General features: G+C 41.7%; 12 protein-coding genes. 6 read left to right on the forward strand and 6 right to left on the reverse strand.

Annotated features, from left to right (window positions below):
* Positions 1–110: 110 nt before the first annotated feature.
* On the reverse strand, positions 111–1,349 hold the full coding sequence (locus tag AK825_RS09135) for an outer membrane protein transport protein (RefSeq protein ID WP_068036495.1): 1,239 nt from the start codon (positions 1,347–1,349) through the stop codon (positions 111–113).
* A 238-nt stretch (positions 1,350–1,587) separates the two neighbouring features.
* The gene (locus AK825_RS09140) at positions 1,588–1,866 is read right to left on the reverse strand and encodes a SlyX family protein (protein ID WP_068036496.1); all 279 of its coding nucleotides are present in this window, start codon (positions 1,864–1,866) and stop codon (positions 1,588–1,590) included.
* 286 nt (positions 1,867–2,152) lie between these two features.
* Here AK825_RS09140 and AK825_RS09145 point away from each other — a divergent pair, with 286 nt between their 5' ends.
* From AK825_RS09145 to AK825_RS09170, 6 genes are all read left to right on the forward strand, one after another.
* A complete protein-coding gene (locus tag AK825_RS09145) occupies positions 2,153–4,099 on the forward strand; it encodes an ATP-binding cassette domain-containing protein (RefSeq protein WP_068036497.1) in 1,947 nt (648 codons plus the stop codon).
* A 464-nt stretch (positions 4,100–4,563) separates the two neighbouring features.
* A complete protein-coding gene (gene petA, locus AK825_RS09150) occupies positions 4,564–5,148 on the forward strand; it encodes a ubiquinol-cytochrome c reductase iron-sulfur subunit (RefSeq protein ID WP_068036502.1) in 585 nt (194 codons plus the stop codon).
* A 22-nt stretch (positions 5,149–5,170) separates the two neighbouring features.
* A complete protein-coding gene (locus AK825_RS09155) occupies positions 5,171–6,376 on the forward strand; it encodes a cytochrome bc complex cytochrome b subunit (RefSeq protein ID WP_203226538.1) in 1,206 nt (401 codons plus the stop codon).
* On the forward strand, positions 6,376–7,089 hold the full coding sequence (locus AK825_RS09160) for a cytochrome c1 (RefSeq protein WP_068036506.1): 714 nt from the start codon (positions 6,376–6,378) through the stop codon (positions 7,087–7,089). Before AK825_RS09155 ends, AK825_RS09160 begins: the two co-directional genes overlap by 1 nt.
* Before the next feature lie 218 nt (positions 7,090–7,307).
* Positions 7,308–7,922, forward strand: a complete 615-nt coding sequence (locus AK825_RS09165; protein WP_068036508.1) for a glutathione S-transferase N-terminal domain-containing protein — start codon at positions 7,308–7,310, stop codon at positions 7,920–7,922.
* A 159-nt stretch (positions 7,923–8,081) separates the two neighbouring features.
* Positions 8,082–8,519, forward strand: a complete 438-nt coding sequence (locus AK825_RS09170) for a ClpXP protease specificity-enhancing factor (RefSeq protein WP_068036510.1) — start codon at positions 8,082–8,084, stop codon at positions 8,517–8,519.
* A 105-nt stretch (positions 8,520–8,624) separates the two neighbouring features.
* Here the strand turns inward: AK825_RS09170 and dcd are convergent, their stop codons facing one another.
* From dcd to apbC, 4 genes are all read right to left on the reverse strand, one after another.
* Positions 8,625–9,200, reverse strand: coding sequence for a dCTP deaminase (gene dcd, locus AK825_RS09175; protein ID WP_068036512.1), 576 nt, complete (start codon positions 9,198–9,200; stop codon positions 8,625–8,627).
* A 119-nt stretch (positions 9,201–9,319) separates the two neighbouring features.
* Positions 9,320–10,441: a DUF2804 domain-containing protein gene (locus AK825_RS09180; RefSeq protein WP_068036514.1), complete on the reverse strand. Its 1,122-nt coding sequence runs from the start codon at positions 10,439–10,441 to the stop codon at positions 9,320–9,322.
* Positions 10,442–10,510: 69 nt separating this feature from the next.
* Positions 10,511–10,942 carry a hypothetical protein gene (locus AK825_RS09185; protein ID WP_068036515.1) on the reverse strand — a complete coding sequence of 144 codons (432 nt, stop codon included), beginning with the start codon at positions 10,940–10,942 and terminating at the stop codon, positions 10,511–10,513.
* 72 nt (positions 10,943–11,014) lie between these two features.
* Entirely contained in the window at positions 11,015–12,232 is a 1,218-nt protein-coding gene (gene apbC, locus AK825_RS09190) for an iron-sulfur cluster carrier protein ApbC (RefSeq protein WP_068036517.1), read from the reverse strand.
* Positions 12,233–12,321 lie beyond the last annotated feature (89 nt).

A 12,321-nucleotide genomic window follows, 5' to 3' on the forward strand; every position in this document is an offset into this window, starting at 1 on the left:
GATTTATCTACAAAAAAAGCGATCCATCATGGATCGCTTTTTTATTATTAAAAATTGATATAAACATAGTTAACTATCTATATATCAGAATAAATTCAGATATATAGATATTATTGGGCTTGATAAGACATCTTAACACCTAGTATATAACCATCATTGTCTTCAAAGTTGCTAACGATGTCTTGGGTTGGCGTTTTGCCTTTTGCATTACCAAACCATAAGTATTTGCCACCCGCTGAGACTGCCCAGTTTTCAGTCACGTTGTATTTGGCACCAAGGCCTGCACTGTAGTAGCCCTCAATAGGACCCAAAGAAGTTACTGGATTACCAGCACCACTATCCCAACCAATATTACCTGTAACCGCTAATGCCGGCGTTAGACGTTTGGCTAAACCAAGCTCGACAACCCATTGATCATCATCATAGCTGACTAGCGGTAGACCATCAGGACGGTACGCAGGATTAGCCGTACTAACCTCGTTATATAGTGGTGGTACAATCGAAAAGTCACTCCATGGTACCCAGCGAACCTTTGCAGTAGCTAGTGTCGTTGGGTTAACACCGGTTTGAAAGTCTAAGTTAACTGATTCAGGAGTAGTAATATCAATATTACCACCTCTGCTTGACGGAAACGTAAATGGTCCGCCAGCAATTTGAGGGATCGAACCACCGATTAACGGTGCAGCAGGATAACTTTCAAAAGCATGTGAGCTGTGATCAATTTCAGAACGGTAAGTTAATGCAGCTTTTAGAGCAATCTCAGGCTTACTATAAGCAATACCAGCTAGCCAACCATAATCTTGGTCAGCACCAATACGCGTGGTATAACCATTAGCTGGGCCATAACTCGTACCGCGTAATTTTACATCGGCTTGTACACGTTGAGCGACTGGACCACCATAAACTTGGAAATTTTTATTTTCGCCTAACTTTGCACCAATTATACCAGTAATACTTTCAGTACGAACTTCTACATTAGTACCTTCACCATTTCTAGGAGAAAGAGGGTTTTGGTCCACAAAATTATTATCACCGCTATAGTCAGCGGCTGCACCAAAAGGCTCATCATATAAAATACCAACGCTAAAAGTATCGTTGATATCCGCTTTTACACCATAACGAAAAAAGTCATAAGACTCTGCTATATCGCCAACCTTATTTCCTGTCGCATCTTTACCGCTAACATCAGCATCAATATAAGTATAACTGGCTTCTGCATATAGGCCGTCTTGTAAGAATGCAGTGATATCTTGCCCTGAGCGATCAAGACCAGCAGCGTTACCTATACTAGCAACAGAAAAGGCTGCAACAGCTACTACAAGTGTTTTTAAATGAAAATTAGGGCCCATTATATTTCTCCAAACGTCCTCATTGTCATACCTTCCTGATAATCATCATTATGCAGGTGGTATCCTCGGTGAAGGATGTTAATGTCTTTTGAACGTTAAGACAACACAAAATATATATTATTTCTCATTTATGACCGTTTGGTCACAGAATAACAGGTATATCTATTTATAGAGATATAGTTGAGTTAATTAAAAAGTTACCAAAAACCAAAATAAATAATAGGTAATTTCCTCAAATTTAATAATGTGGCGGTCTATCTGCTATTACATCAAAGGGCGCAATACCATCGTCAGCACTTTGACTTTCCACTTGCTTGTATACCAGCTGTAGCTGACGCTGCAGTGTATGAATATGTTTGTCTTGGCGAGTAACCACTTCATCAAGACGCTCTATTGTTAATTCAAGATGAGCCATACTCATTTGTAGTTCAACCATTTGTGTGTATAGCTCAGAATGGTCTGATATCCTATCTTTTTGGCTTGTACTGTCTTCTATATTTTCTAATGCGGTATTCATACTTTTCTCAATGTCATGACTATTTATAGTATAGGTCTCATATTATAGGTCATTTATAGTTAACGAGGGGTTAGTCATGATGATTGTTACTAATAAGATGATAGTGCTAAAGTGAAAATTACCTCATTTATATTCGTACTTTAACCATAATAGACATGATAAAAAATCTTTGCTCACGCTAAAGTCGTGTGGCAGCATGTTATACTGCTGACAATTTAGCAACATCCTTTATATCACTATCGTTCAATCATCACTTTCACCACTATATATAAGCTTAAGATAATTTATGGCACTGATACATTTAAAAAATATCCATCTCGCCTTTGGCGTTGCTCCTGTTCTCGATGGCATTGACTTTAGCATCAACGAAGGCGAGCGCGTCTGTTTGATCGGCCGCAATGGCGAAGGTAAATCTACTTTATTTAAACTAATCAACGGCTCATTGCAGCCTGATAGTGGTGAGGTCATCATTAACGGTAGTGCAAGCGTAGCAATGCTTGAGCAGGACGTACCTGAGACTAGCGGTAGAATATTAGACATCGTCATGGGTGGAAGTCGTCGTACCGCTGACCTATTGATTAAATACAACCAGCAGACTAATCTATGTGCAGATGGTGATATGGATGCTTGTGAGCGTATGGCAACGTTGCAGCATGATATTGATGCCGTTCACGGTTGGGATCTAGAACGCGAAGCAACTCGTCTGATCACTACTATGGGACTTGACCCTGAAGATGACTTATCCTCTCTATCCGGTGGTCGTAAGCGTCGTGTACTGCTTGCACGTGCATTAGTAACGAAGCCTGATATGCTATTACTTGATGAGCCAACCAACCATTTGGACGTTGATAGTATTGAATGGTTAGAGCGTTTCTTGCTCGATTGGCAAGGCCTGACCCTGCTGTTTGTCACCCATGATAGAGCATTCGTTGATAAGCTTTCTACTCGTATTGTGGAGCTTGATCGTGGTCAATTAACGAGCTATGACGTCACTCAAGGTGCAACAGGTTATGCACGTTACCAAGAGCTCAAAGAGCAACAGCTATTAGCAGAAGAAAAAAATAACGCAAACTTCGATAAAAAGCTAGCACAAGAAGAAGTTTGGATTCGCCAAGGCATTAAAGCGCGTCGTACCCGTAACGAAGGCCGCGTACGTGAACTAAAGGCGCTCCGTGAAGAACGTAGCGACCGCCGCGAGCAAGTCGGTAACGTTAATATTACGATGGGCGAAGGTGAAAAAAGCGGCAAGCTGGTCTGTAAGGTTAAAGATCTACATCTTGAGTACAACGGCAATGTATTGGTCGATAACTTTACGACTACTATTATGCGCGGTGACAAAATCGGTATCATAGGACCAAATGGCGCGGGTAAAACCACGCTTATTAAAGCCCTACTCGATATGTCTGATGATGAAGTGACCAAAAGTGGTAGCGTTGAGCTAGGCACGAATTTAAAAATCGCATTTTTCGATCAGCTTCGAGATCAGTTAGACCTTGAAGCTACTGTTGCTCAAAACGTATCAGAAGGCTCAGATTTCATCGAGGTTGGTGGACGTAAGACGCATATCATGAGCTATTTACAAGATTTCTTATTTGCTCCAGAACGTGCACGTACCCCAGTTAAAGCCCTATCTGGTGGTGAGCGTAACCGTGTGTTACTCGCCAAACAGCTGCTAAAACCTGCTAATATCCTGGTACTTGATGAGCCAACCAACGACTTGGACATGGCCACCCTTGAGCTGTTAGAAGAGTCCGTCAGCAGCTTTAACGGTACCATTCTTTTGATTAGCCATGACCGCTCATTTATGGATAACGTAGTCACTTCTACTTGGGTGTTTGACCAAGATGAAGATGGCAAAGGTATCGTTAAAGAATATGTCGGTGGCTACCAAGAATATCTGATACAGAAGAATCGCGCACAAGCAGCCAATGCAGTTAAGTCTACTAACAAAGGCGCTGAAAATAGTAAGTCTCCTAATAAGTCGACAGCAGTAGCCAAGCCCAATAAAGCGGCAAAAAAGCTGAACTATAATGATCAGCGCGAACTTGATAATCTACCAAAAGAGATTGCCGCTCTTGAACAAGAGCAAATTCAGCTACAAGAAAAATTGGCTGATGGTTCATGGTTCATTCAAGACTTCGAGGCGGCAACTGTTGCAAGCGAGCGACTGTTAGTCATTGAAGATGAAATGATGAATAAGCTTGAACGTTGGGAAGCCCTTGAAAATGATTGAAGTGCTTTTGGTTAGTCAATCAAAATGATAAAGACAATCAATATAGTATTGTTAGGCAAAAAACAGACAAATAGTTGTCAGTTATCTTGAATATGTCTTAATGAGACAAATAGTAGTAAATGTATGGAAAGTTAGTGAACATTACCGTAATTTCAAGTATCATTCTCGGTCTTTGAATATCCTTATTGATTCTAGGGTAATTGTTAAAATCATATTTTAATATAATGAAATGTTAGTTTTAGACTGGCTGTAACTTTTTAGTAAGGTTACAGCTAGAAAAGATATGCTGTCAGAGTAGTTTTATTTTTGACACAATAATTTATTTTATGACCAAAATAGCTTAGAATAGCAACAATTAGCAAAATTAGGCACAGCTAACGTGGCTTATATATTGGTATTGTAAATTTCTAAGTCACAAACCCAGTGTGGGATAATCCCATTTCATTCACCTGGAGGAAGTATTAATGAGCCATGCCGAAGGCGTTAATGTACAACGCCGTAGAGTTCTTATTGCCTCGACTGCCGCGATTGGTGCAGCTGGGGTAGCTGCTGTGGCGACACCTTTTGTTCGTTCTTGGTATCCAAGTGCTAAAGCAGAAGCTGCAGGCGCTGCAGTTACCCAAGATATCGGTTCTATCGAAGAAGGACAAATGATTGTCGTAAAATATCGCGGCAAACCTATCTTTGTAGTCAAACGCACTGAAGACATGTTAGGTACGCTTGAATCAGTAAAGCCATTATTATCTGACCCTGATTCTAGTGCATCACTACAACCTGAATACTGTACGAATCCTACTCGTTCTTTAGAACCAAGTGTATTGGTTGTAGAAGGCGTGTGTACGCATTTAGGCTGTGCACCAAATTACCGTCCTGATGTTGGTGCTGCTGACTTAGGTGGTAATGACTGGTACGGTGGATTTTTCTGTCCTTGTCACGGGTCTAAGTATGACCTAGCGGGTCGCGTCTATAGTGGCGTTCCGGCACCGCTTAACTTACCCATCCCAGAATATAGTATGGATGGTACCATCTTGACGGTTGGGGAGGCTTAATATGAGTATGGGTAAAAAGTTAATGCATTGGGTAGACGCGCGCTTTCCGGCGACTGAAACCTATGAATACCACATGTCCAAATATTATGCACCGAAGAACTTTAACTTTTGGTACTTCTTCGGCGTTTTATCAATGGTGGTATTGGTCAACCAATTGGTCACTGGGATTTGGCTTACGATGATGTACAACCCAAGTGCCGAAGGAGCATTTGCGTCTGTTGAATACATCATGCGTGACGTCAAAGGCGGCTGGCTTATTCGCTATATGCACTCGACTGGGGCATCAGCATTCTTTGTAGTAGTCTATTTGCATATGTTTAGAGCCTTGCTCTATGGTTCATATCAGAAACCACGTGAGCTTATTTGGCTTATCGGTATGGGCATCTACTTAGCCTTGATGGCAGAAGGCTTCTTCGGTTATCTACTACCGTGGGGCAATATGTCATTTTGGGGTGCACAGGTTATTTTGAATCTTCCTGCTGCGCTACCAGTTATTGGTGACGGTCTTGCTGAATGGGTACGCGGTGATTATATTATCTCAGGTATTACTCTAAACCGTTTCTTTGCCTTACATGTAGTTGCTATTCCACTAGTATTAGTCGGTTTGGTATTTATGCATTTAGTGGCTTTACATCATGTGGGTTCGAACAATCCAGATGGTATTGACATCAAGAAACTCAAAGATAAAAACGGCATACCATTAGATGGTATTGAGTTCCATCCTTACTACACCGTACACGATATGGTTGGTATTGTAGTGTTCTTTATTTGCTTCTTTGCAGTGGTATTCTTCTTCCCAGAAGGCGGCGGTTTCTTCCTTGAGCCACCAAACTTTGAAGCAGCTAACTCACTAAAAACGCCTGCACATATTGCGCCAGTATGGTACTACACTCCTTTCTATGCCATCTTACGTGCGGTTCCTGATAAGCTTGGTGGTGTTATAGCGATGGGTGCTGCGATTGCAGTATTGTTCCTAATACCATGGCTTGATAGATCTCCTGTACGTTCGATACGTTACAAAGGTATTTTATCTAAAATTGCTCTAACCATCTTTGCAATTAGCTTTTTGGTACTTGGCTATTTAGGTGCGACGCCAACGACGCCAACAGCGACATTAATGGCTCGTATATTTACTATATTGTATTTCTTGTTTTTCTTATTGATGCCGATTTACACTGCCATTGAGAAGTGTAAACAGCCACCAGAACGCGTTACCGGAGGTCACTAATGAACACGCTAACAAGATCCTTAACTGGTTTGGGCTTAGGTGCGGCATTAACCCTGACTGCTGGTACTGCACTGGCCGCAGGTAGTGGATGCGGTACGTTCACTAATGCCGAAGGTGTCGAAGAACATTTAGCTTGTAGCACAGCCCCAATTGATTTTACCAATAAGGGTTCGTTACAGAACGGTGCTAAGATGTTCATGAACTACTGCGCAGGTTGTCACTCAGCGAAGTACGTTCGTCATTCACGTATAGCGAAAGACTTAGAGATACCACCTGAGCTGGTCGAAAAGTATTTAATGGTGACCACTGATCAAATTGGTGATCATATTGATGCTGAAATTGATCCTGAGATTCAAGCATCATGGTTTGGGGCAGCACCACCAGACTTATCGCTTGAGACCAGATTACGCGGTGACGACTGGGTTTATACTTACTTGTTATCATTCTATGAGGATCCAAGTCGTCCTTGGGGTGCTAACAACTTAGTGTTGGCGAATGCAGCTATGCCTCATGTACTGCATAATCTACAAGAAGATTTAAGTAAAGAAGAGTTTGAAAGCGAAGTTGGTGATTTAGTTAACTTCATGGCATGGATGGGCGAACCTGTTCGTCATGATCGTCAGGTCATCGGTATGTTCGTTATTCTATTTTTGCTCGTCTTATTGATCCCCGTTTATCTACTAAACAAAGAGTTCTGGAAAGACGTAAAATAGTCAACCAATTGAATGTGATATATAAATTCTATATTCATTTATAAAAAGAGGCATTACTTCGGTAGTGCCTCTTTTTTTGTTTTGCGTTAAGGAATATTTTAATGCTTTCGTATTAAGCCCTATTAGTACTGATACTCGATATAGTTTACGCTTACTACCTTGATAAACGAGGCAACTTTGTTTACGATGGCAGCCTTAACTATTAACATTAGGCTTTCATGATTGATGCGAATGACATTCCGAGTAGTCAGCTAATTTTATATGCTGATGATGGCTACGACAGTCATGTGGTACGCCTATTACTTGAAGAAAAGAAGCTCGCTTACTATTTATCACGCTTACATTCTGAGCGTCCTGAAGACCTGACCGAGCTAAACCCTTATCATACTTTGCCTGTCTTACAGCAACGTGAAATCTCACTATATGAGATTAACGTTATCTTTGAGTATCTTGAGGAACGTTATCACGCAAACAAACTGCTGCCTGATACCCCGCAAGAGCGCGCACAATTTCGACAGTTAGCATGGCGTATCCAGCGTGATTGGCTGGTACTTGGTAAACGACTGCTCATGCATCCAGATAGCTTTAATAAAGCCCAAGCTGCCGTGGCAAAAAAACAGCTGGCTGATTCATTAATTACCCTATCCCCACTGTTCGCTCATAAGTCTTATTTTATGGCAGATGAATTTGGTTGGTGCGATGTGCTGTTAGCGCCCTTGTTATGGCGTCTTGAAGAAATGGGTATAGAACTACCTCGAGCTATCAGTCGTCCATTGTTTGACTATCAAACACGACTCTTTGAGCGTGAGAGTTTTAAAAAAAGCGTTCGCTAATTAGACGACTGCAGACAGCTTGATTAAAATGGAAATTAGTCCAATACAAGCTATTGAAATAAAAGATAAGCAAATTTCATTGATATTTTATCCGTTAATGAAAAGCTGAACAAAGTATTTTTTAATCATTAAAGACCATTAAATATAGGAAATCATCAGATGAGCGAAACCACGTCTATTACCCCAACCCGCCCCTATATGGTGCGGGCATTATACGAATGGATAGAAGACAATGCCCTGACACCGTATCTAATGGTAGATGCCACTGCTGAGAATGTACAAATACCAACCGAACACGTCCAAGATGGTCGTATCGTGCTAAATATCGCTAGCCGTGCTACAGGCAACATGAGTATGGAAAATGAATATATCCATTTCAGTGCACGCTTCGGTGGGGTATCGCAAGAGATTTGGGTACCGCTTATTGCTGTGATGGGTATTTATGCAAAAGAAAACTCACAGGGTATGTTCTTTGATCCTAGTGAATATGAAAACTATAAGCCTGAGGACGAATCAGAAGTTGCTGCTAAGAAGAGTCCTACTGTCGCTCCTAAGCCAAAACGTGATAACAAAGCAGGTTTAAAAGTCTTAAAATAATAAAGCTTAAGTTAATAAACACTGAGACATAAAAAAGCTGAGCGTATTAGATACGCCCAGCTTTTTTGTTGCCGGTTCAAAGGGCTTGCATCCCTAAAGACCGTATTAGGTTCTTGGTAATGTAACGCCTCTTTGACCTTGATATTTACCGCCACGGTCTTTATAACTGGTCTCGCAGACATCATCAGCATCACTTTGGAAGAATAGCATCTGTGCTACGCCTTCACCTGCATAAATACGTGCTGGCAAATTAGTGGTGTTACTAAACTCTAAAGTCACGTGCCCTTCCCACTCAGGCTCAAGTGGCGTCACGTTGACGATAATACCGCAGCGTGCATAAGTTGATTTACCAAGGCAAATCGTCAATACATCACGTGGAATGCGGAAATACTCCATCGTACGTGCCAATGCAAATGAGTTGGGTGGAATGATGCACTCATCACCTACAATATCGATAAAGCTTTTTTCATCGAAGTTTTTAGGATCAACCACTACTGAATGCACGTTGGTAAATACTTTAAACTCAGGCGCACAGCGTACGTCATAACCATAGCTTGAGGTGCCGTAACTAACCAAGCGTTCGCCTGCATCATTAAAGCGTACTTGACCCGGTTCATATGGCTCAATCATGCCATACTCTTCAGCCATTTTACGAATCCAGCGGTCAGACTTGATAGACATTGTTCTTCCTTAGCAAATATTTAATAGCGACGATTATACGGAATTGGCGGCTTAATTTATAGAGCAGTGGCGACTTTAAAATCCATAACGATATTAACGGACTTATTACCTATCATGATTCACCATTTGGCAAAATGATCTTCTGCCAGCCCTATCATCTTATCAATTCTAATCACCTCGTTTCCTAAGCGTATTTCACCACTATATAGTCCAATCCATTGCTCAAAGATACTGGCAAGCACACCAAAGTTATCCGTCTTCTTATAGACAGTAATAAGCGTAAAGGTTAAATCAATGTCGACATTGCTCCAACCTAAGTTTTGATGATAGACACTCCAAATATTCTGCGCTGATGCGTCCAAATCTTTACGTATAAACATCACGGGCGGCAAGTAAGATATCTGTCCATCAAGCCAGCACGCATTTTCACTGGCTCCTGTCTCATTAACGCCCATCGATAAGTTCAATGCAAAATGACGACCATCTGGTAAATAGCTATTAATACACGTCCAAAACCAATTGGTCTTGTGACGCATATAACCAAGTGTCCAATCTAGATTGGCAATGGTGGTATTAGTAAAGTCTATTTGCTTGGCTTTAGAATCAGGAATATTAGAAGCATTAACGTTAAACTTTGACTTGCCTTTAATGAGTAAATGCCCAGATATGGCTGTCAAAGGTTCTTTTTGAGTGAACGTCCAGCCTCGCCTGCCCGTTGGTGTACAGACAGCGAGTGGCTGCGACTGCCTTGCTAAGGTTGCATGGAGTGCAAGGTTTTGACTGTCTAGCGCAACGATAACTTGCGCGGGCGTAAAATCTAAAGTAACTGTCAGCTTTGCATGAACAAACGCAATCTTCCCTTGATGGCAATCACCTGTTAAATGTGTTTGGCGAGTCAAAGGTTGTAGCGCTTCATCAACCTCTAACTCATCAGTCTCATCGTTATAAAGATAGACGAAGGCACTAGTCGCAAGCTTAATGGTCGCCAGTGCTAAACAGACTCGATAAGGAGGCTGAATAATTTGGATAAAGCAAAATTGGTTGGCTTTGAGCGCTTTGCGCCAATTGGGTAAGGACTTTTGTGAGATAAGATAACTATAATAGTCAATATAGTTGATACTCTTGACGTGAGCAAAGACGCCAAAGGTAGGCTGACCATTTTGAATAAGCTCGTCAAGAGCAACTGGTCGCAAGCTGGTGGATAAGTGTTGCTGATCTTGTTCGTTGCGATTTTGATACATCGTCAAGGCATCCTAGCCAAATTTTTCTAAAGGTACTGGTTTTTTAAAGAGACTATTTGCTTAGAGTGACTATTTATTTAAAGAGACTATCTTTCCTTGATAGCTGACTGTGGTGTGTAAAACTCTTCTTTTTGCCTGTGCAGAAGCCACAAAAAATGCTTCCGTTATTACCTTAACTTCAATGCTGGTCAATCCATCAACTAACGTTTCTGTCACATTCGTTGATGCCATTACACTCATCCATAAAAAGTGTCTAGGAAACTTAACTAACAGGTCAGCAAGAGCCTTTGAAAACTTATTAAAATCAGCAATCACCATCCGGCGGTTGCTAAAGTCAGCTTTAACCTGATGACGTTTGCTACTACCATCTTTACAGTAGCAAACGCCAATCAATTGATTGTTTGAGAGTTCAATCACATATATCGGAGGGCGCAATAATTTTAGGAACTTATACTGTTTGGGAATATTATCTAAATGACTTTGATAAATAGATAAGCTCACAATACTTCCTTTTTAAAATACAAGGACTTTACAGGTTAACCGTTCAGGCTATTTCAATACCATTAAGAACCATCAAAAAATACGCTTATCATCGACAGGTTTAGCAAATTTATTAATATTGGCTTCGATGTTCTTAGCAATACTCAGATAATACGGCGCAAATTCATCATCAGCGAGTACGCTTGGTTCGCCTTTATCCACTTGTGCGCGAATCCCACTTGCCAATGGAAGCTGCCCTAACAGCGGTACCTGATATTGCTCAGCGATAAACTCGCCACCACCAGTACCAAAGATAGCTTCGGTATGATTACAGTTGCTACACGTATGCAGCGCCATGTTTTCAACCACACCAAGTACCGGAATATTGGTTTTGTTAAACATCTCGACGCCCTTTTGCGCATCAAGTAGTGCAATATGCTGCGGCGTCGTGACAATGACAGCGCCCGTAACGGGAATACGCTGTGCTAGCGTTAGTTGAATATCACCCGTACCTGGCGGCATATCAATCACTAAATAATCTAGCTGCGGCCAATTGGTTTGGTTATACAGCTGCATCAAGGCACCAGTGGCTTTTGGTCCACGCCAAGCGACAGGTGTATTATCACCATCGAGCAAGCTACCAATCGATAGCATCGCCATGCCATGCGCATCGACAGGAACGAACTGCTCATTTTCTAGTTGCGGCCTTACATCGGCGACGCCTAGCATCGTTGGCATACTAGGGCCATAAATATCAGCATCGAGTACGCCAACACGGTTGCCTAGCTTTTTTAATGCTAAGGCAATATTAACCGTCGTAGTTGATTTACCCACACCGCCTTTACCTGACGCGACTACGATAATATGACGAATACGCGGATGCGGCGCTAGTGACGCTTGTGTTGGTGCAGCTTTAGTAATCGGTGGTTCGCTGTCTGTATTGGATTGTGCGGTAGGCTTGGCTTGCTTAGCCATGGCATCCGTCGTCTTTGGCATTTGCTTCGGTAAGCTTGAGCCTGCGCCCTTAGCTGCCGCTAATAGACGTACATTCATATGAATGGTTTTGATACCGTGCGGATGCAGCAGTTGCCCAAGCTCTTGCTGAATGATTTCAGGATCAGTATCTGCTGGTAAACGTAAGTCTAAGGTTAATTGGTCGCCATCACGTTCAAGCCCCGTTACCATGGTAGCAATACTAATAGTGCCGACTTCATAGCCAAGCAATACTTTATCCACAGCACTATCACGCTCTGCTTGCTGTTGCGGAGTTTCAGGCTTTTCTGACGTTATTTTTTTTATAAAGTTGAACATAGCTACCTTTACTTCTATATGAATAGGTTTGATGACATGACTTTTAAGAATTTAATAGTAAATATTCTTGGGATAGTCAGTGTATCTGA

This window comes from Psychrobacter sp. P11G5 (assembly GCF_001593305.1).
Lineage (GTDB): Bacteria > Pseudomonadota > Gammaproteobacteria > Pseudomonadales > Moraxellaceae > Psychrobacter.

Coding starts and splice junctions, on each gene's coding strand:
- AK825_RS09160 (WP_068036506.1), top strand. CDS start 6,376: ATGAACACGCTAACAAGATCCTTAACTGGTTTGGGCTTAGGTGCGGCA.
- AK825_RS09165 (WP_068036508.1), top strand. CDS start 7,308: ATGATTGATGCGAATGACATTCCGAGTAGTCAGCTAATTTTATATGCT.
- AK825_RS09155 (WP_203226538.1), top strand. CDS start 5,171: ATGCATTGGGTAGACGCGCGCTTTCCGGCGACTGAAACCTATGAATAC.
- AK825_RS09180 (WP_068036514.1), bottom strand. CDS start 10,441: ATGTATCAAAATCGCAACGAACAAGATCAGCAACACTTATCCACCAGC.
- AK825_RS09170 (WP_068036510.1), top strand. CDS start 8,082: ATGAGCGAAACCACGTCTATTACCCCAACCCGCCCCTATATGGTGCGG.
- dcd (WP_068036512.1), bottom strand. CDS start 9,200: ATGTCTATCAAGTCTGACCGCTGGATTCGTAAAATGGCTGAAGAGTAT.
- petA (WP_068036502.1), top strand. CDS start 4,564: ATGAGCCATGCCGAAGGCGTTAATGTACAACGCCGTAGAGTTCTTATT.
- AK825_RS09145 (WP_068036497.1), top strand. CDS start 2,153: ATGGCACTGATACATTTAAAAAATATCCATCTCGCCTTTGGCGTTGCT.
- AK825_RS09140 (WP_068036496.1), bottom strand. CDS start 1,866: ATGAATACCGCATTAGAAAATATAGAAGACAGTACAAGCCAAAAAGAT.
- apbC (WP_068036517.1), bottom strand. CDS start 12,232: ATGTTCAACTTTATAAAAAAAATAACGTCAGAAAAGCCTGAAACTCCG.
- AK825_RS09135 (WP_068036495.1), bottom strand. CDS start 1,349: ATGGGCCCTAATTTTCATTTAAAAACACTTGTAGTAGCTGTTGCAGCC.